Raw genomic sequence first — 19586 nt, 5'->3', positions numbered from 1 at the left:
ATATTGATGACACCGCCCTTGGCATCCGAGCCGTAAAGCGTCGATGCCGAGCCACGCAGCACCTCGATGCGGTCAATGCCGCTGAGATCCTTCATCGCTGATGTCAGTGACGCCGCAAAGCCACCTGCATAATTCTGCTTCACGCCATCAATGAGAACAACGACATCCTTTGAGCCATTGATATAAAACGCACTACTATTGTTATACCCAGCCGGCGCATACTCATTAACCGTGACGCCGGGGACATCGCGCAGAGCTTCGGTCAGATCCGTATAGTGGCGCTTTTCGATATCCTTTGCCGTGATGACCGTGATATTTGCATTCGCCTTGAGTTCCTGTACCGGCGTGCGCGTCGCCGTGACGACCGTCTCGTCGAGCGAATGCTCCGATACGGCATCCTGCGTCGACTCTGCTTCTGCGGCAAACACTTGCCCCCCCGCAGGATACAAAGCAGCGAACGTAAGCGCCGCCGCTACCGTCGCGCCGAGTTTCTTCCTCGACCCTGTTCTTCCCATTTCAATCTCCTCCTAAAATTCTGCCCGCAGACAAATTTATATTCAGCCGCCGCCCTTACTTCATCGACGGATAAATACCGAGAACAGCACCCATTCACATTTCCATACAAAAAAGCCCTCCCTGCATCGCAGAAAGGGCGCACTCTTATCACAAAGGCACCGCAAAAGTCGCTTTACCCAAAGGCAAATGCGCTACCGAAAATCCCCTTCCCATCACTCGCAGGTCAAATGGCGATTGTCGATCAGGCAGTTCTCCTGGCTCCAGTTCATCACCTGTCTGCGCCTTCCCAAGGATCGATTCCTCAGTGACATCTCAAGAAATACAAAGATTTTCTCGTGCAGACCGGCTCGCTGCTACAGTGGCGGGACCGCTCCGGCATATACCGGATTCCCTATTAAGTCTTGCGACACCTGATCCAAGCTGTATGAAATTTTACTGGTTTCCGAAAGATAGCGTAGCATTGAACGATGCTCTTGTCAAGTAGGAATATCAGAATCTATGAATGTATGCACCTCTGATCTTTAAGGAACCACCGACACATTCAATCTCTATGAAATCGTGCTCCACAGAGCTTTTTGCTGTGTTTGCAGCTTTTCTTCCCAATCGGTGCGCGAGCGCTGTATGAATTCGTGTACGAGGTAATCCGGCTCGATGAGGTCGATGATGCGCCGCGCTGCATCCGTCTGAAACGGCTGATGGCGATCGACTTGCAGGACGTATTCCATAGCCTCCTGCCAAGGCAGGCTGCGATGCTCGCCCGCATGTTCACGCATCATGCGCTTCGTATAGCTGCCCGAAAGCGATTGATGAAGATGCACGCCATAAACGCGCTTGCCCAGCTCGCCAAGATTTCGATAGGTCTCCTTCACATAGCGCGCGCCGTCTTCTTCACTCGTAAGCGCCAAATTCGTATTCATCAGATGCCCGACGTCGAGCATGAAGCCCGTATCCGCATAGGAAACGCGCTCCAAAAGGGCACTTGCGAGCTGCGGCTTTTGAAAGGTCAGCCCCGGCCACCAGAGATTTTCAAAGAGCAGACGCACGCCCTGCGGTATCTCAGCTGCGATCTCGTTGACCAGCTCGATCGTCCCTTCGACGACTTCCTCATCGGTATGAGCGAACTCGCGCGTATACATCTCCGATGTCACATTGTGCGCGACATGAAAGACGAGGTACTGCGGCCGACAAGTCGCCGCTTGGCGTAGATTCTTTTTCCAACCTTCCACCCAGTCATCAACATCAAGAGAACCATAGTAGGCGCGGATATTTTCCTCCGTGCCGAACTCTGCAAGGAGCGCAGCTTTATCCCCACGCCAAAAATCCAGCCACGACGGCCAGAAAAGGAGATGTACGCCCTTGATATACGCAGGCGGATACATCGTCCGATCCCACGGCGCACAAAGCATGAACTCGATGCCGTCGAGTCTGTATCGCTCAATGAATTCATGGAGAGCTTCCGTTTTATTTTGCAGCAAGTTCTCTATATCGCAGCCTGCATTCGATATATTCACCAATTCCAGCATAAAATCTCCTAATCCATTATCGTCTAAAAAGTTTCTACATTTTGAAAAACATACTGTTTTAGTCTATCATAGCCGAATATCCACCGTCAAGCAAGCCGGATGGAGCGAAAAGGATTCGAGAAGATTGCACGTTTACTGTCGCATCGTTTTGCCAAACTTTGGCAGCTTATGCAGCCGCAACATACATATCATTTGCAGTTTTATGACCGAAGATTTTGCGCAGATAGTTGTTAACCCAATCTTCGATCTCTTTCAGCTCTCTCGGTTTCAGCGTGCTGAAATCGGTTCCATTTTGGGTCCTCTCTTTCAGTTGCTTTCGGCTTTCAATTCAAGTTTCACTGAACGGATTCCCAAATGGAACTTTTTGCGTCCATTTATTTTACAACTTCCAGACAAACGTCCCTCTACCATGAAGAACGCAAGTATCACTGGCTAGAAGAGATGTTTCATGCTATAATGACAGAAAGAAGGTGAGTCCGTGCAGAAAGAAGAACAAATTTCAGAAAAAGCTCCTACGCTTCCTTACCAAAACGCAACCTACGATCAACATGCTAAGCGTCTGCTTTCGCAAAGAGCCATCATGGCTCGCCTTCTCAAACGAACCGTACCGGAATTTGAAAAAGTCTCCATTTCCGACATCGCCGAAAAGTACATCGAAGGCACGCCGCAAATCAGCGAGATTCCTATTGACCGCGACAAAACGAACACGGTAAGAAACGCTCCTAAAGAAATCTTTGGCGATACCACGGAAAACGTCGCCATCACCGAAGGTTGGATTCGCTTCGATATTCTATTTCACGCACGCGCTCCAAAATCAGGAGAACTCATCACATTGATCGTCAACGTCGAAGCGCAGAGAACGCAGCGTAGGTCGAAACTCGGGTATGCGCTTTTGCGTCGTGCTGTTTACTATGCCAGTCGCTTGATTTCCTCACAAAAGGAAACCGAATTTACCGGTTCTTCCTATGATGATATCAAGAAAGTTTACAGTATCTGGCTCTGCATGGATTCCCCCAACGGCAAAAGCGCCATCAATCGCTACGAGCTGAATGAACATCACATTCTTCACTGCCACAAGGAAAATCGCGCCGACTATGACTTAATAAGTATCATCACAGTCCATCTTGGAGATGAGCAGCAGCTGAATGAGGACTGGCTCATCCGTTTCCTGAAAATCCTATTCAAGGATACAAAGACGTCTCCATCAGAAAAGAAGAACCTACTAAAGAATGAATTCGATCTTGATACGACTACAGATATAGAAGAGGAGGTGAAGACGATGTGCAACCTAAGTACAGGCATCTATGAGCGCGGTATGGAACACGGCATGGAACGCGGCATGGAGCGCGGTATGGAGCGCGGTATGGAGCGCGGTATGGAGCGCGGCATAGAAAAGACTCGCTTGGAAACGGCACTTTCTATGCTCAAGGAAAATCTTCCCCTTGATATGATTGCCCGAATCACAAATTTATCACTGGACAAGGTCAAATCCTTGCAAAAAGAACATTCGATACATTGACAGCCTACGGCCCCTTTTGCTAAAATAATACAGCAAGTCACGGAGAGGTGTCCGAGCGGTTTATGGAGCCGGTCTTGAAAACCGGTGATGCAGCGATGCACCGTGGGTTCGAATCCCACCCTCTCCGCCATGATGAAACAAAAGATGTATAGATAAAAAGACGGTGCATGAATCTTCGGATTCATGCACCGTCTTTTTTGCGGTTAGCTTACTTGTCGTAAGCCGTCTTCGTCGCATCGAGGCGAGCGATGGCGCGGCGCAGGGCCGCTTCGGCACGCTCTAAGTCGATTGCCTTCTGCTCTGCCGTCGTCATGCCTTTGTGGAATGCGTCGATGCGCTCCTTGGCACGTTGATAGGCGCGCTGGGCGCGGTTGATGTCGATGTCAATCGGCTCTTCGGCGGCGGAAGCGAGCACCGTGATCTTTTCGGGCTGCACTTCCATGAAGCCGCCGGAGACAGCAATCAGCTCTTCACGGTCGGGGAACTTCACATGCATGGCATGGGGCAGCAGCCCCGTGACAAGCGGCGCGTGATGCGGCAGGATGCCTAGCTCGCCGCCCGTCGAACGCACGATGAGCATGGCGATGTCGTCGCTGTAGACAACCCGGTCGGGGGAGACAATTTCGAGCTTGATGGAAGCCACGAATCATCCCTCCTTTTTGATCTTGTCCGCTTTTTCGATGACCTCGTCGATGTTGCCGACCATGTAAAACGCGTTCTCGGGCAGATCGTCGTACTTGCCTTCGAGAATTTCCTTGAAGCCGCGGATCGTTTCCTTCAGCGGCACATACTTGCCGGGTGAGCCGGTGAAGACTTCGGCGACGGCAAAGGGCTGCGACAGGAAGCGCTGGATCTTACGTGCACGCGCAACGGTGAGCTTGTCCTCGTCGGAAAGCTCCTCCATGCCGAGGATCGCGATGATGTCCTGCAGTTCCTTGTACTTCTGAAGCACCGCCTGCACGCCGCGCGCGACTTCGTAGTGATCCTCGCCGATGACGTTCGGGTCGAGGATGCGCGAGGTGGAATCCAAAGGATCGACGGCGGGATAGATGCCGAGCTCGGCAATCTGGCGCGAGAGAACGGTCGTCGCATCGAGATGCGTGAACGTCGCCGCAGGCGCCGGGTCCGTCAAGTCGTCCGCCGGCACATAGACCGCCTGCACGGACGTGATCGAGCCTTTCTTCGTCGAGGTGATGCGCTCCTGCAGAGCGCCGACGTCCGTCGTCAATGTCGGCTGATAGCCGACGGCGGAAGGCATGCGGCCGAGAAGAGCCGAAACCTCGGAACCCGCCTGAATGAAACGGAAGATGTTGTCGATGAAGAGCAGAACGTCCTGCCCCTGCACATCGCGGAAGTATTCCGCCATCGTCAGACCCGTCAGGGCAACGCGCATACGCGCTCCCGGCGGCTCGTTCATCTGACCGTAGACGAGCGCCGTCTTATCGATGACGCCCGACTCCGTCATTTCCGACCAGAGGTCGTTGCCTTCACGCGTACGCTCGCCGACGCCGGCGAATACGGAGTAGCCGCCGTGCTCGGTCGCGATGTTGTGAATCAGCTCCATGATGAGAACCGTCTTGCCGACGCCCGCGCCGCCGAAGAGGCCGATCTTGCCGCCGCGCGAGTACGGGGCGATGAGGTCGACGACTTTGATGCCCGTCTCAAGGATCTGCGTCGATGTCTCCTGCTCATCGAACTTCGGAGCCGGACGATGGATCGGCCAGGACTCCTTATTGCCGACGGGAGCAGGATTGTGATCGACCGTCTTGCCGAGCACGTTGAAGACGCGCCCAAGGCACGCATCGCCGACGGGCACCTTGATCGGCGCGCCCGTGTCTTCGGCTTCCATGCCGCGCATGAGGCCGTCCGTCGAGCTCATGGCGATGCAGCGCGTGACGCTGTCGCCGAGATGCTGCATGACTTCGACGACGAGGTCGATGTCGAGGTCTTCCACCTTGCCCTGGATCGTGATGGCATTGAGGATCGCCGGCAGCTCTCCCGCCGAAAATTCGATATCTACGACAGGTCCGATGACCTGTACGACTTTACCTTTAGCCAATGCTAAACCTCCTTACTTCAAGGCTTCCGCACCGCCCACGATCTCGGTGATCTCGCGGGTTATGCCAGCCTGACGCACTTTGTTGTAGTGCAGGTCGAGCTTACGGATGAGCTCTTCGGCGTTGTCCGTCGCGTTGCTCATCGCGTTCATGCGGGAGCTGAGTTCGCTCGCGGCGGACTGCAAGAGCGCCGCGTACACCGTCGTCACGAGGTACTGCGGCAGCAGGAAGCCTAAGACTTCCTCCGCCGACGGCTCGTAGATGTACTGGGCATGAGGACCTTCCTTCGCCTCGCCAAGCCCTGCAAAGGGCAGGAGCTGCATCGTTTCCGGCACGCAGCTGATCGACGAGATGAAGCGCGTGTAGACCATGTGGATCTCCTTGATGCCGCCTTCGGTGAAGCGATTCGTAAGATCTTGGGCGATCGTGCGCGCTTCTTCGTAAGTCGGACGCTCGCTGATGCCGATGTAGGATTCCGCGACGTCGAAGCCTCTGTGCTTGAAATGATCGCGCGCCTTGCGGCCCACGGTCACAAGCGTCGTCTTCGACTTGTCTTCAACGAGACTTGCGACGAGCTTGAATACGTTGCTCGAATAAGCGCCCGCAAGCCCTTTGTCAGCGGCGCAGACGAGATAGAGCGTCTTGCCGTCCGGATGCGTCTCCAACAGCGGATGGCTGAAATCGCCGGCATTCGCCGCGATGTCCTTGACCACCTGAGCCATCTTTTCCGCGTAGGGGCGGTTGTTCGTCGCCGCATCCTTGGCACGGCGCAGCCTTGAGGTCGCGATCATATTCATAGCGTTCGTGATCTGCTGGATGCTTTTTACGCTCTTGATCCTTCGGCGTATATCCTGCAAGCTAGCCAAAATGAATCACCTCGCTATTATTCTTTGACCCTGTAAGAAATCGTCTCCTTGAACCCCTCGATGCACTTCTTGATCTCGGCTTCCAAAGCATCGTCGAGCTTCTTCTGTTCAGCGATTTTCTTGCCGATATCGGCATGGCTTGCGTGCATGAACTTGATGAAGTCCTCCTGGAACTTGACGACTTTCTCGACGGGGATGTCCGCGAGGAAGCCGCGCACGGCGGTGAAGAGTACGAGCACCTGATCCTCGACGGCGAGCGGCGTGTACTGCGGCTGCTTCAAGGTCTCGACCATGCGTGCGCCGCGGTCGAGCTGCTCCTTCGTCGCCTTGTCGAGGTCGGAGCCAAACTGCGCGAAGGCAGCAAGCTCACGGTACTGCGCGAGGTCGAGACGCAGCGTGCCCGCGACCTGCTTCATCGCCTTGATCTGCGCCGAGCCGCCGACGCGCGAAACGGAAAGACCGACGTTGATCGCCGGACGAATGCCCGAGTAGAACGCGTCGGTTTCGAGCATGATCTGACCGTCGGTAATGGAAATGACGTTTGTCGGAATGTACGCCGAGAGGTCGCCCGCCAGCGTCTCGATGACAGGCAGAGCCGTGATGGAGCCTGCGCCAAGCTCATCGGAGAGCTTCGCCGCTCGCTCTAGGAGGCGCGAGTGCAGGTAGAAGACGTCGCCCGGATAGGCTTCACGCCCCGGCGGACGGCGCAGGAGAAGCGACATCGCGCGGTAAGCGGCGGCATGCTTCGTCAGATCGTCGTAAACGCAGAGCGCATGACCGCCCTTGTACATGAAGTATTCCGCCATAGCGACGCCCGCGTACGGCGCAAGGTACTGCAAGGGAGCGCTGTCCGCCGCCGTCGCAGCGACGACGATGGAATATTCCATCGCGCCGGCGTCTTCGAGCGTCTTGACGACGCGTGCGACCGTCGATGCCTTCTGACCGATCGCAACGTAGACGCAGATGCAGTTCTGCCCCTTCTGGTTCAAAATCGTATCGACAGCGATCGCCGTCTTGCCCGTGCCGCGGTCGCCGATGATGAGCTCGCGCTGACCGCGGCCGATCGGCACGAGACCGTCGATCGCCTTGAGGCCCGTCTGCAGCGGCTCGTGAACCGACTTTCTGTCCGCGATGCCCGGCGCGGGGAACTCGACGGCGCGATGCTCCGCCGCCTGAATGGGGCCCTTGCCGTCGATCGGACGCCCGAGAGCGTCGACGACGCGGCCGACCATGTTCTCGCCGACCGGCACCTGCATGATCTTCTTCGTGCGCTTGACCGTCGCACCTTCCTTGATTTCCGTATCGCCGCCCAAGATAACGGCGCCGACGTCGTCCTGATCGAGGTTCAGGGCAAGACCGTATACATCGTTGCCGAAATCGAGCAGCTCGCCTGCCATGGCTTTCGTGAGGCCGTGGATATGGGCGATGCCGTCACCGATCTCGATAACCGTGCCGACATCATCGACATTCAGATCGACGTTGTAGTTCTTGATCTGGTCTTTGATGATGGCTGTTATTTCTTCCGGATTCATTTTCATCTTATGCTGTCACCCCAATTTCTCACTTGTTCGCCAGTATCTGAGTGCGCAGCGCCGCAAGGCGTCCCTGCACGCTGCCGTCGATGCGCTTGTCGCCGATCTGGGCGATCGCGCCGCCGATGATGGCGGCATCGATGTGCTTCCTGAGCTTCACGCTGCGCCCCGTCGCCTTTTCGAGCTTTTCGGCGAGGAGCTTTTCCAGCTCTCCCGTCAACGGGTGCGCCGTCGTGATGTCCGCGACAACGATGCCCTGCGCCTCGTTGGAAAAATCCTGATACTGGGCATCTATGACCTCCAGAAGGTCCATGCGATGCTTGTCGATCAAGAGCATGATGAAGTTCTCAATATCCGAGGAGATTTCGCCCGAGAAAATCTTCTTGAACAGCGATTTCTTCGCTTCGGGCGGCACCTGCGGATTCGTCGCGAAGCCTCGGAGCATCGGCTCATCGAATACGGCGCGCGTCACGCCCGTGAGTTCTTCGCCGTACTCCTTGAGTTTCTTCTCATCCGCGGCAATCTCGAAGATGGCGCGCGAATACTTTTTCGCCAGTTGCAGATTCAGCATGAGAGATCACCAAGCTTTTCATTGCCGAGTCGGTCGGCAAACTCGGCGATGAGGCTCTCGTTCGCCTTCTCGTCGAGATTCTTCGCGATGACCTTGCTCGCCGCCGCCATCGAAAGGGCAACGACCTCGGCGCGAAGCGTCTCCGCTGCCGCGCGGCGCTCACGCTCGACCTCTTCGGCAGCCGATTTCTTCATCTGCTCAATCTCGCGCTTCGTCTTCTCAACGCTCTCATCGCGCTCCTCCGCCGCTTGCCGCGTGGCAGAATCGATGATGCCTTGCGCCTTGACGCGGGCGCTCGCGAGCTGATCCTCGTATTCCTTCTTGAGCGCCGCCGCCTTTTCCACGTCCTCGTCCGCTTTGGCAAGGCTCATCTCAATCTTCGTCTGACGCTCTTTGAGCATGTTGACGATCGGCTTATAGGCAAAGGCGCGAAGCAGCACGACAAGAATCAGGAAGTTCAGGATCTGAGCCGCAAGGGTCCAATTTATATCGATCAATTTGCTGTACCCCCTTTTCTGTGATAGAGAGAATTTATGCTCTCCTTATTTCGTCAGAAGCGGGTTCGCATAGAGCATGATCAAGGCGACAACCGTCGCGATGATCGCCATAGCCTCGATCAGACCGACGGAAATCAGCGTATTCGTGAAGAGAGCGTTCTTCGCCTCCGGCTGACGCGTGATGCCTTCGATGAAACGAGCCGTGACAAGACCGTCGCCGATGCCGGCGCCGATCGCGGCAAGACCCATCGTAATACCTGCGCCAATCAAAGCGGCTGCTACCATAATCGCGTTTTCCATGAAAAATTTCCTCCTTAAAGATCCACTTACAAAAAATGAAACAACTCATGCGGGAGCGCCCAAATGCTCCCCACCCTCAATGCTCTTCGCTCGAATGGAAGGCGTTCGACAGATAGGCTATCGACAGCATCGTAAAGATGACCGCCTGCACCATGCCAATGAAGATACTGAAGGCAAGCCAAAGGACGGACGGCACAGGCATCCAGATCGGCACGAGCTTCAGCAGGATGATGATGAGTATCTCACCTGCAAGAATGTTGCCGAATAGACGAAAGGCCAGAGTGATGGGCTTCGCCACTTCCTCAATGATGTTGAGAATGACGAATACAGGCGTCGGCTGGAAGAAGTGCTTGATGTACTTCGTACCTCCGATGTAGAGCCCCAGTCCATGCACCAAGGCGACGACAAAGAGTGCAAGCCCCAGTGTGGTGTTCAAGTCATTCGTCGGCGACGCCATCTTCGGCACGAGGCCGATCCAGTTGGAAACCAAGAGAAACAGGAACAAGGTGATGATCATCGGCGCGAGCCAGCGGCCTTTCGGTCCGAGCGTCGCATCCATCTGCTCATGCAGCCACACGACGACCATCTCCAGCACGTTCTGCCAGCCCGAGGGAATGAGCTGCAAATTGCGCGTCGCAAGAATCGCGATGAGAAGGACGACCGCCATGGTGATCCATGTCATGATCAAGGTTTCCTCATTGAAGGTCATGCCGGCGAACTGAATAACTTCGCGAACACCGATTTCATGCATGTTTAACTACCTCCCTTTCGGATAAATCTCGGAGAGCGCCAACTAGCAGCCTCCCCGGAAAGCGCGGATTCAGTCCGCCTTTCCCTTATCGGTCTTGCCGAGCGCGAGCAGCATGATGTGGAGCATCGTCACGACGTAGCATAGAGCAAAGCCCGAAACCACCGTGAAGAACACCTCGACCGAAATCTGCACGGCAGCCCAGAACACGATGAAGATCGTGACGAGCCGCAGAAAGAATCCCTGCCGCATCTCGCGCTTGGCGCGTTCGACGGTCAGCGTCGTGCTCCGCCATGTGCGCCATACGAGATTCCACAGACAGACTGCCGCCGCCAGATAGCCGATGAGCCATGCGCCAATGAGACCCGCGCGTCCGCCGGCAGCGAACGAAACGAGCGCCATGAGCGCAAAGCCAAGAAGCCATGCGGCGAGCCGCCTCGCATATACCGATAAAACTTCCCTCACATATTCCTCCTTCGGCGGCAAAAGCGCCGGGTGCGAATATCTTTTCTACATGCCATGAAAAATTTCAAAGAAAACTTCCACGGCTATTTCATTGTTTCGACAAAAGAAGCCGTTCCCCTGCCAAAAACAAGCGGGAATCCTCATAAAATTAAAGAATGATAAAATAACCAGGAATAGACAGCAATTATATAAATCATATCTATAGTTTATAAACATACAATCAATATAGTTTATGACAAATCCCATAAATCTGCTGGAAAAACCATCCCGCGACACTATGCCTATGTATCGCAAAAAAGAAATGCAGACTTAAATATTTTCAGCGCATTCGGCGCACACGCCGATAGACAAAGAAGAGTGCGAGCGGGAATCCCACGAGGATTCCCGCAAAGATCCCCTTGTGTCCCAAGGCGAAAGCCTCATCAGCAAGACTTCCCACATACATCGAGATGCCGAGAACGACGCAGAAAAAGATGCCGATGCCGCTCAAAAAAATGTAGGCGTCGAGCGCTTGACGAAGCGCCCCCTTCTCCTTCGGCGGCGTTTCCCGCTCCATCAGCAGCCAGCGAACACATCCGGCTTCTCGTGTAAGAAGCCGGCGTGATAGAGAATCGCTTCCATGATGCGACGAGAAGCCTCGCCGTCGCCATAGGGATTGCAGGCGCCGCTCATACGGCGATAAGCAGCCGCATCCGTCAAAAGCTCCTTCGCTTCCCTGTAGACGCGCTCCTTGTCTGTACCGACAAGACGTACTGTCCCCGCATCCAAGGCTTCCGGGCGCTCCGTCGTATCGCGCAGCACAAGCACAGGCTTGCCGAGCGCCGGCGCTTCCTCCTGCACGCCGCCGGAATCCGTAAGGATCAAATAAGAGCGTGCCATAAGGTTCGCAAACGGCTCGTAATCCAAGGGGTCAATCAAGTGCACACGAGAAATACCGCCGAGCTCTTCACGGGCGACCTCGCGCACCTTGGGATTCTTGTGCATGGGGAACACCGCTTCAACATCGGAAAACTCTTCTACAAGCTCTTTGAGCGCCTTATAAACGTGGCGCATCGGTTCGCCAAGATTTTCACGCCGATGCGTCGTCACGAGAACAATGCGGCTCCTTTCGTAATCAAGTCCGTCAAGCAGCGCATTCTCGAAGCAAAAATCCTGCCGCACCGTCTGCTGCAAAGCATCGATGACCGTATTTCCCGTGACGAAGATACGGCTTTCGCCCACACCTTCCCGAAGAAGATTCGCCTTCGCCGTCATCGTCGGCGCAAAGTGGAGATCGGCAAGCGCGCCCGTGAGCTTCCGATTCATCTCCTCGGGAAACGGTGAATACTTATCCTGCGTACGAAGCCCCGCTTCCACATGACCGACCGCCGTCTGATGATAGTAGGAAGCAAGCGCACCGGCAAACGTCGTCGTCGTATCGCCGTGCACGAGCACGATGTCGGGCTTCTCCTTCGTCAGCACACCGTCAAGCCCTAAGAGCGCCTTTGTCGTAATATCGAAGAGCGTCTGCCCCTGCGCCATGATGTCGAGATCATAGTCAGGCGTGATGGAAAAGAGAGAAAGTACTTGGTCAAGCATCTCGCGGTGCTGCGCCGTCACGGCGACGATCGGCGTGATCTTTGCTTCGTGCTTCTTAAGTTCGAGCACGATCGGCGCCATCTTGATCGCCTCGGGACGCGTGCCGAAAACCGTCATAACCTTGATCTTCTTCATAGGTTTGTTCTCCTTTTCCCTCAAATGACGAGCGATGGAAACTACTGCAGAAACTCCGTCCCGCATCAATGCGTCTGTGCGGAATCATTCATGCGAAAAATACCGAGCTTCTTCGCGCCAAAGAGTACGGATATGACGACACCGAAAAAAATCACGAGCGCGATGCCGCCCGAAACTTCCGTCAGTGCGACGGCGCTGAGACCTAATAGCGCGCTGATGATGTACATCAAAAGCACCGCCTGACGCTGCGTAAAGCCGAGGTCGAGCAGACGATGGTGCAGATGCCCCTTGTCCGGCTTGAAGATCGGCACACCGCCTCGATAGCGGCGCACGATGGCAAACGCCGTATCCATGATCGGAAGCCCAAGCGCGAGGATCGGCACGATGAGGGCGATCGTCGCCGCGCTCTTGACGGCGCCGATGACGGAGATGCCCGCGAGCATGAAGCCGAGGAACATGCTGCCCGTGTCGCCCATGAAGATCTTCGCCGGATTGAAGTTGTAGAAAAGGAAGCCGATAGCAGCTCCCGCAAGCGCCGCCGTCAGCACAGCAACGAGCGCATACCCCTGCTGCAGGGCGACGAGACAGATGGTAATGGATGCGATGGTGGCGACACCCGCCGCCAGACCGTCGAGTCCGTCGATGAGATTCACCGTATTCGTCAGCCCCACGATCCAGAAAATCGTCGCGGGTATGGCAAGATACTCAAGGTAAAGATAATCGCCAAACGGATCCGTGATGAAATCGATGCGCACATCGAAAGCGACGAGCACACAGGCGCAGACAATCTGCCCCAAGAGCTTGACCTTCGCCGGTAAATTCTTATAATCATCGATAAGCCCTAAGAGCACGATGAGTGAACCGCCCGCCATAAGCCCCGCAAGCTCTGTTATGACCTCATCAGAAAGCTCGCCGTAGATCATAAATACGAGCATCGCTGCCATAAAGGCGGCATAGATGCCCACACCCCCGATGCGCGGCACCGGTTTCTTATGCACCTTGCGCGCGTCCGGCGCATCGAGCGCTCCTGTCCTTTCCGCAAAAAAAATGACCGCCGGCGTCACGGCAACCGCAACAACCATAGCGACAAGGAACGCCAGAACATGATTCGGCATGAAAAGCAGCACCCTTTCTACCCATTGTATTATCATGAACCATTCTATCATGAAACACAAAGAAGTCAAGACGGAAGAGCACACCGTTTTCGGGTAACCATAAAGAACTGCCGCACGACTTGTGTACAGCAGTTCTTTCACACAAAGCAGTTGGACGCGCGTCCGGCATTTTCTTTCAATGTCCGCTTACCGATTGATATGGTGCGATCCAAGATCGTCAATGACCGCTTTCTCCTTCTTGCCCAGCACCCAGCCAAGCAGTTTGATCTCTGCGTAGAGCTCCATGCGCTGTTCACGATGATCGCCCTGCGCCTGCATCAGCTCGTTGTACTTCTTGATCTTCACCTCGTACTGCGCCTTGACCTCCGCCTGCGAGCGCATCTTCAGAGGACGCGAAGAAGTTTCCGGCGCCCCATGTAAACTCATACAATCAGCCCTCTTTCTGCAATGCAGCACGACACCTTCTGCCGCATTTCTCTATACATAATATCATGTATTTCATTCGACAAAGATTGAAAAAATCCTTCCCTAGGTCTTTTCTATTATTTATATTAAAAACAAGGATGTTTCGACTATACCCTTTATACTTTTTTCACTTTTTCCGATAAGCATAATGGAACCATTCCCATAAATATATAAAAATATAGAAGGAGGAAATGTCTTGGATCTCGAGCTTAAAGACTTGAAAGACGCAGAAGTATTCAATCTCATGAACGACATGGTCTACATCACAGACCTCGAATCCCATGAGATCCTGTTTGCGAACGATGCGGTTCACCGCTTCCTCGGCTCACCGAAAAATCTTCTGGGCATGACCTGCTCCGTTCTGACGCTTGGCGAAGAACGGCATTGCGGCAGATGCCCTGCCGAAACACTCGGCGCCATGCGCGAAACACGATGCTACAATCCTTTGCTCAAGCGCTTCATCTATGCCAAGACGCGCATCATATCCCTCGGCGGCAAACCCGTCCAACTCGTCGTATCCTTCGACGTCAGTAATATTGAGCAGGAAAAACAAGAACTTGCCACCGCTTTGCAGGCGCAGGAAGTCCTCGTCTCCTCAATTCGCCTGCTGCATGAAACGACAGATATCAATCACGCCTACGATCTCATCCTGAAAAACATCGGCGAAGATCTCAGCGCCGACCGCACCTATACTTTCATCCTCAAAAAAGGTCTCTTCTACAATACGCACGAATGGTGCGCCCAAGGCATCGAATCCCGCAAAGAAGCCCGCTGCGTCGTAGCGCCGCAGCTCATTAAGCGCTGGCTCCCAATCTTCAAAGAAAATAAATGCGTAGTCCTTGAAGACATATCGGCTCTGCGCAGCACACATCCCGAAGAATACGACCTCCTTCATGCGCAAAACATCCGCACCTACATCGCCGCGCCCATTCACCATCACGACAAGGTCGCAGGATTCATCGGCGTAGACAATCCGCCGCTCGAAAAAATGAAAAACATCGCTCCCCTTCTCCTTTCGCTCGCCTATTACATCTCGGCGCGGCGCGTCATGCTCGAACACACCGCCATGCTTGAATCCATGAGCTACCAAGATCGAATGACCGGCGCCGGCAACCGCAACGCTTTCATCCGTACCACGGAACAGCTTGAACGCAGCTTTTCCGGTCATTCCATCGGCATCGCCTACTTTGATCTCAACGGCCTAAAGGAAATCAACGACACACACGGTCATAAGTACGGCGACAAAGCCATCATCGCATTCGCCCGCCTGCTGCACGACACATTTCCGCCCGAAGCCATCTTCCGCATCGGCGGCGATGAATTTGTCGTACTTTGCATCGACGAGAGCGAAGCGCACCTCAAAGAAAAGATCTCCCATATCAAGGAAAATCTGCGAAAGCACTCCCCCTTCTCCGTCTCCATCGGCGTCGCATGGGAGAACAAACCCAAAAGCATACGAGCCTTGATCGAACAGGCAGATCAACGCATGTATACGGAAAAGGAAAGCTTCCACAAGTTCGGCAAATAAAAAAGCGCCCCGCATGGGGCGTTTTTTATTTGCTGCTGTCACTCGTCCGCACTTTCCTGTACGCGCACCGCTGCATCGGGCCGCATGTGCGGGAAAAAGAGCACGTCGCGGATCGACGAGCTGTCCGTCAAGAGCATCACGAGGCGATCGACGCCGATGCCAAGACCGCCCGTCGGCGGCAGACCGTACTCCATCGCCGTGATGTAGTCGCTGTCCATCGGATGCGCCTCATCGTCGCCGGCTTCGCGCTGCTTCACCTGATCCAAGAAACGCTGCTCCTGGTCAATCGGATCGTTCAGCTCCGTGAAGCCGTTCGCAAGCTCCCGCCCGTAGACATAGAACTCGAAGCGGTCCGTGATGCGCGGATCTGTGGGATTTCGCTTCGCCAAAGGCGATATCTCCGTCGGATGCCCCGTGATAAAGGTCGGCTGAATCAAGCTCTCTTCGACCTTCGCTTCGAAAGCCTCGTTCAAGATGCCGCCGATACCGTGCTTCTCCTCGTAGGCGACACCGATCTCGTCCGCCATCGCACGCGCCTCTTCGACCGTCTCTGCGCTCAAGAAGTCTTTGCCCGTCGCTTCCTTCACCGCATCGTTCATGCTGACGCGGCGAATCTTCGATAGATCGATCTCCGTCCCCTCGTAAGTCAGCACAGTCGTTCCCAGCACGTCCTTCGCCGCCTGGCAGCAGATTCCCTCCGTCACATCCATGAGGTCGTTGTAATCGGCATACGCCTGATAAATCTCGATGGAAGTGAACTCCGGATTGTGGCGCACATCAATGCCCTCGTTGCGGAAGATCCGCCCGATCTCATAGACGCGCTCCAAGCCGCCGACGATGAGCCGCTTGAGATTCAGCTCCGTCGCAATGCGAAGATAGAGCTTCATATCAAGCGCGTTGTGGTACGTCACGAAAGGACGCGCCGCCGCGCCGCCCGCAATCGTAGACATCACAGGCGTTTCCACTTCAAGAAAATCGCGCGCATCAAGATAGCGGCGAATCGACTGGATGATCTTCGTACGTGCGATAAACGTATCCTTGACCTCGGGATTCATGATGAGATCAACATAGCGCTGGCGATAGCGCATCTCCACATCCTTCAAACCATGAAACTTCTCAGGCAGCGGGCGCAGCGACTTTGAAAGAAGCGTGAAATCATCGACACGCACCGTAAGCTCGCCGCGGCGCGTGCGGAACACGATTCCCTTGACGCCGATGATATCGCCGATGTCCAAAAGTTTGAATTCCTTGTACTTCTCCTCGCCTAAGACATCCAGCTTGAAATAAATCTGAATCTTACCCGAAAGATCCATGAGCACGGCAAAACTTGCCTTGCCATGACCGCGAATCGCCATCAAGCGTCCGGCGATGCTGACCTCCGTATCGCCCTCCGCCTCCTCGCCGAGCGAGGCAAAGTCAGCGAGCACCCGATCCGCATGATACGTGACCTCATAGCGCTGCCCGAAAGGCGCAACGTCCATCTCGCGGAACTTCTCCATCTTCTCGCGGCGCACGCGCATGAGGTCATTCAACTCTTCCTTCTGCACTGCATCCTGCTTCTTCTCTGCCAATGTTTCCTCTCCTAACTCTATATCACTTGATCTCTACAACCTCATACTGAATAACGCCGACAGGCGCATGGACGTCGACGCGATCACCGACCCTCTTACCGATGATCGCCGCACCGACGGGCGACTCGTTTGAAATCTTGAATTCCGTCGGATCCGCCTCCGCCGAGCCGACAATCGTATACGTCTCCTGCTCATCGAACTCAACATCCTTAATCACGACAGTGCTGCCCATCTGCACGATGTCGGAAGAAGCGCCGCCCTTGATGATGTCGCTGTTTCTTATCTTCGCCTCAAGATCAAGGATCTCACCTTCGAGGAACGCCTGCTCATTTTTCGCATCGTCGTACTCCGAATTTTCCGAGAGGTCGCCGAGCGCAATCGCCGCCTTGAGACGCTCCGACACCTCAATGCGGCGCACACTTTTCAAATAATCGAGCTTCTCCTGCAGCTTCCTATAGCCCTCTTCCGTCAGCATTACACGCTTTTCTGCCATCAATGATTCCCCTTTTCCCGGCGCCTCTTTTCAACCATGAACCTCATGCTCACGGGCAAGAACGCACCGATACATTCAGCACCGTCATTATCCTACCATTATAGGTAGCAAAACGCACCTTGTCAATGAACCGCGTCCACCTGCGGCGCAAAATTTCCAGCGGTAAATTTCCAGATGCATCCCTTGCAGCGTTTCACTCCGGCGCTTGCGGCAGACACGCCGCAAGCGCCAGCTTCTTTTCGCGCGGCAGGCGCTTGATCTCACACTCGCGGCGCTGCGCCTCCCCCTTCTCTTCAAACTCCTCATAATAAAAGAGCCGCACAGGACGGCGGCTCCTCGTATACTTCGCCCCCTTGCCCGCATTGTGCGCGGCAAGGCGCTTTTCCAGATCGTTCGTCCAGCCCGTGTAGAGCGTGCCGTCTGCACAGACGAGAATATAAGTGAACGCCTTCACCTCACTCTTTTTCCTCACGACGAATCGTGACCCTCTCCATGACGACCTTAGAAAGCGGCTTATCCTGAAAATCCGTATCGACCTTGCCGATCTCACGCACGACATCCATGCCTTCGACGACCTTGCCAAACACCGAATGATGACCGTCGAGCCACGGCGTAGCTGCAAGCGTGATGAAGAACTGCGAACCGCCCGTATTCGGCCCTGCATTCGCCATCGACAGAACACCCTCGCTGTCATGCTTCAAATCCTTATGAAATTCATCGGGAATCGTATACCCGGGACCACCTGTCCCCATGCCGTTCGGATCGCCGCCCTGAATCATGAAACCGTCGATCACGCGGTGAAAAATCAGCCCGTCATAAAAGCCCTTCTCCGCAAGATCCGTGAAATTCTTCACCGTGATCGGCGCCTTATCCTCGAAAAGCTCCACCTCGAACGTCCCATGATTCGTCTCAAAAACTGCAATCGGATTTGCCATCTTTTTCGCTCCTTTATTCTTGTCATTCGTACCCGCCGCCGAGCATCCCGTCGTAAAAAGGACGAATGCCGCCAGTAAAAAAACAAGAGCCTTCTTCATCGTGTGAATCCCCCTTCCACCGTCCAGCAGCGCATCTCCCCCGGCTCCGTCGGCGTCCAATGCGGCACAGCGCACCCTTCCTCGAAGAAATCCGCCGCCGGCTGCCATGCCGGATAGCCAACGCTGTGCATCGTCACGAGCGCCTTGATCTTCGTGCGCGCACAAAACTCCTTCGCGCCGATATCGGCGAACTCCTCCAAACGTCCATCCACAGGAAAAAATGCCACATCGGCGCACAGACCGTCGAGCTTCTTCATCTGCTTCATAAAACCGTTTCGTGCGAGCTTATTATTCTCTTCCGTATCGCCTTTCCAATGCCACCAGTTGAAATCTCCGGCATGGAAAATCCGCCGTCCTGCGACCTCCACCAAAAACGACGTGCCCGTATCCGTCGAAGAAAACGTATCCACGCGAACGCCATCCTCCTCATGGCTGCTGTAATTCGCAAGATACACCGTCTTCTCCGCCGGAAACCGCTTGCCGCGCTTCGTCCGCCGAATCTCCTCCGCCATAAAATATCGCGTAACCGAAGGCGCATACTCCAAGATATGCGCATCAAAATGATCGAAATGCGCATGAGAAACAAAGAAATACGCCCGATCCACCTCACCCAAAAGCCGTTCCACCGCCCGCGCAGGATCGAGGTAATCATCAAAAACAAGCAATGTGCGCGAAAGCCGCACAGCAAAACCGCTGTTCAACAAATATACAATCTCCAAGAGCTACCTCCTTCCAAAAGAATCTCCATTATTATAGCAGAAGAATGCAGGAAAAGACAAAGGGTATTGTCAAAATATCTTCTGCTATATTTATGGGTTAATTGTAAAATGTTAATTGTAAAATGAAATCGGACACATAAAAAGGACAGGCAGGAGTACCACAACTACGCGAAACTTCAAGCATCTAACCGCTTATCAAAGAGGTGAAATACAGGCGCTCTTGAAGGAGGGGCTGCCGAAAATACGAATCGCCCAAAAAGTCGGCATCGCCCGCTCTACGCTTTGTGGCAGAGCGAAACGAACCGGCGAATTTGCCGTAATCGTCTGCACCAAAACGGTGTACAACTACATCGA

Annotated in this window: 22 protein-coding genes, 1 tRNA gene and 1 riboswitch; of the genes, 3 read left to right on the top strand and 20 right to left on the bottom strand. The window is 54.5% G+C overall.

The genetic code is table 11. The annotated features are described in order from the left end of the window. On the bottom strand, positions 1-515 hold a 515-nt coding region (locus ACTTKG_RS03250), incomplete at its 3' end, for a TonB-dependent receptor plug domain-containing protein (protein WP_442672821.1). Between the two features lie 228 nt (positions 516-743). After that, positions 744-945: riboswitch (cobalamin riboswitch) on the bottom strand. A 119-nt stretch (positions 946-1064) separates the two neighbouring features. Further along, positions 1065-2039 carry a TIM barrel protein gene (locus ACTTKG_RS03245; protein ID WP_442672820.1) on the bottom strand — a complete coding sequence of 325 codons (975 nt, stop codon included), beginning with the start codon at positions 2037-2039 and terminating at the stop codon, positions 1065-1067. Between the two features lie 478 nt (positions 2040-2517). Here ACTTKG_RS03245 and ACTTKG_RS03240 point away from each other — a divergent pair, with 478 nt between their 5' ends. Together ACTTKG_RS03240 and ACTTKG_RS03235 are read left to right on the top strand one after the other, a co-directional pair. Continuing rightward, positions 2518-3558 carry a nuclease gene (locus ACTTKG_RS03240; RefSeq protein WP_442672819.1) on the top strand — a complete coding sequence of 347 codons (1041 nt, stop codon included), beginning with the start codon at positions 2518-2520 and terminating at the stop codon, positions 3556-3558. Between the two features lie 41 nt (positions 3559-3599). Beyond that, positions 3600-3688: transfer RNA gene (locus ACTTKG_RS03235), tRNA-Ser, on the top strand. A gap of 78 nt (positions 3689-3766) precedes the next feature. Here ACTTKG_RS03235 and ACTTKG_RS03230 read toward each other — a convergent pair. From ACTTKG_RS03230 to ACTTKG_RS03170, 13 genes are all read right to left on the bottom strand, one after another. Then, a complete protein-coding gene (locus ACTTKG_RS03230) occupies positions 3767-4201 on the bottom strand; it encodes a F0F1 ATP synthase subunit epsilon (RefSeq protein WP_442672818.1) in 435 nt (144 codons plus the stop codon). A 3-nt stretch (positions 4202-4204) separates the two neighbouring features. Further along, a complete protein-coding gene (gene atpD / locus ACTTKG_RS03225) occupies positions 4205-5617 on the bottom strand; it encodes a F0F1 ATP synthase subunit beta (protein ID WP_442672817.1) in 1413 nt (470 codons plus the stop codon). A gap of 12 nt (positions 5618-5629) precedes the next feature. Beyond that, complete coding sequence (gene atpG, locus ACTTKG_RS03220) at positions 5630-6481, bottom strand: ATP synthase F1 subunit gamma (protein ID WP_442672816.1); 852 nt, start codon at positions 6479-6481, stop codon at positions 5630-5632. A 17-nt stretch (positions 6482-6498) separates the two neighbouring features. Beyond that, positions 6499-8019 (bottom strand): F0F1 ATP synthase subunit alpha, encoded by a 1521-nt coding sequence (atpA, locus tag ACTTKG_RS03215; protein ID WP_314762671.1) that lies wholly within the window; start codon positions 8017-8019, stop codon positions 6499-6501. A 22-nt stretch (positions 8020-8041) separates the two neighbouring features. After that, complete coding sequence (atpH, locus tag ACTTKG_RS03210; protein WP_442672815.1) at positions 8042-8584, bottom strand: ATP synthase F1 subunit delta; 543 nt, start codon at positions 8582-8584, stop codon at positions 8042-8044. Next, positions 8578-9081, bottom strand: coding sequence for a F0F1 ATP synthase subunit B (gene atpF / locus ACTTKG_RS03205; protein ID WP_442672814.1), 504 nt, complete (start codon positions 9079-9081; stop codon positions 8578-8580). The genes atpH and atpF overlap by 7 nt, the downstream gene beginning before the upstream one ends. A gap of 45 nt (positions 9082-9126) precedes the next feature. Further along, entirely contained in the window at positions 9127-9381 is a 255-nt protein-coding gene (gene atpE / locus ACTTKG_RS03200; protein ID WP_006191010.1) for a F0F1 ATP synthase subunit C, read from the bottom strand. Between the two features lie 76 nt (positions 9382-9457). Further along, complete coding sequence (gene atpB, locus ACTTKG_RS03195) at positions 9458-10132, bottom strand: F0F1 ATP synthase subunit A (protein WP_442672813.1); 675 nt, start codon at positions 10130-10132, stop codon at positions 9458-9460. Between the two features lie 69 nt (positions 10133-10201). Then, positions 10202-10594: an ATP synthase subunit I gene (locus tag ACTTKG_RS03190; protein ID WP_442672812.1), complete on the bottom strand. Its 393-nt coding sequence runs from the start codon at positions 10592-10594 to the stop codon at positions 10202-10204. A 319-nt stretch (positions 10595-10913) separates the two neighbouring features. Continuing rightward, the gene (locus ACTTKG_RS03185; protein WP_442672811.1) at positions 10914-11150 is read right to left on the bottom strand and encodes an AtpZ/AtpI family protein; all 237 of its coding nucleotides are present in this window, start codon (positions 11148-11150) and stop codon (positions 10914-10916) included. Further along, complete coding sequence (gene wecB, locus ACTTKG_RS03180) at positions 11150-12307, bottom strand: non-hydrolyzing UDP-N-acetylglucosamine 2-epimerase (RefSeq protein ID WP_442672810.1); 1158 nt, start codon at positions 12305-12307, stop codon at positions 11150-11152. Before wecB ends, ACTTKG_RS03185 begins: the two co-directional genes overlap by 1 nt. Positions 12308-12372: 65 nt before the next feature. After that, the gene (locus ACTTKG_RS03175; protein WP_442672809.1) at positions 12373-13422 is read right to left on the bottom strand and encodes an MraY family glycosyltransferase; all 1050 of its coding nucleotides are present in this window, start codon (positions 13420-13422) and stop codon (positions 12373-12375) included. 186 nt (positions 13423-13608) lie between these two features. Beyond that, on the bottom strand, positions 13609-13848 hold the full coding sequence (locus ACTTKG_RS03170; RefSeq protein WP_442672808.1) for a hypothetical protein: 240 nt from the start codon (positions 13846-13848) through the stop codon (positions 13609-13611). A gap of 235 nt (positions 13849-14083) precedes the next feature. On the opposite strand from ACTTKG_RS03170, the gene ACTTKG_RS03165 reads away from it, so the two are divergent. Next, positions 14084-15415 (top strand): diguanylate cyclase, encoded by a 1332-nt coding sequence (locus ACTTKG_RS03165; protein ID WP_442672807.1) that lies wholly within the window; start codon positions 14084-14086, stop codon positions 15413-15415. A gap of 38 nt (positions 15416-15453) precedes the next feature. On the opposite strand, the gene lysS is transcribed toward ACTTKG_RS03165, so the two are convergent. The 5 genes from lysS to ACTTKG_RS03140 form a co-directional block, all read right to left on the bottom strand. After that, positions 15454-16935 (bottom strand): lysine--tRNA ligase, encoded by a 1482-nt coding sequence (lysS, locus tag ACTTKG_RS03160; RefSeq protein WP_442672822.1) that lies wholly within the window; start codon positions 16933-16935, stop codon positions 15454-15456. 73 nt (positions 16936-17008) lie between these two features. Then, positions 17009-17479 carry a transcription elongation factor GreA gene (gene greA, locus ACTTKG_RS03155; protein ID WP_442672806.1) on the bottom strand — a complete coding sequence of 157 codons (471 nt, stop codon included), beginning with the start codon at positions 17477-17479 and terminating at the stop codon, positions 17009-17011. 193 nt (positions 17480-17672) lie between these two features. After that, positions 17673-17951 (bottom strand): GIY-YIG nuclease family protein, encoded by a 279-nt coding sequence (locus ACTTKG_RS03150; RefSeq protein ID WP_442672805.1) that lies wholly within the window; start codon positions 17949-17951, stop codon positions 17673-17675. Beyond that, on the bottom strand, positions 17935-18513 hold the full coding sequence (locus ACTTKG_RS03145) for a peptidylprolyl isomerase (protein ID WP_442672804.1): 579 nt from the start codon (positions 18511-18513) through the stop codon (positions 17935-17937). The genes ACTTKG_RS03150 and ACTTKG_RS03145 overlap by 17 nt, the downstream gene beginning before the upstream one ends. Beyond that, positions 18510-19232: an MBL fold metallo-hydrolase gene (locus ACTTKG_RS03140; protein ID WP_442672803.1), complete on the bottom strand. Its 723-nt coding sequence runs from the start codon at positions 19230-19232 to the stop codon at positions 18510-18512. The genes ACTTKG_RS03145 and ACTTKG_RS03140 overlap by 4 nt, the downstream gene beginning before the upstream one ends. Positions 19233-19586: the final 354 nt, after the last annotated feature.

Origin of the sequence: Selenomonas sp. (genome assembly GCF_052169755.1) — a bacterium.
Lineage (GTDB): Bacteria > Bacillota > Negativicutes > Selenomonadales > Selenomonadaceae > Selenomonas.
This window is presented reverse-complemented; position numbering and strand designations above follow the sequence as displayed.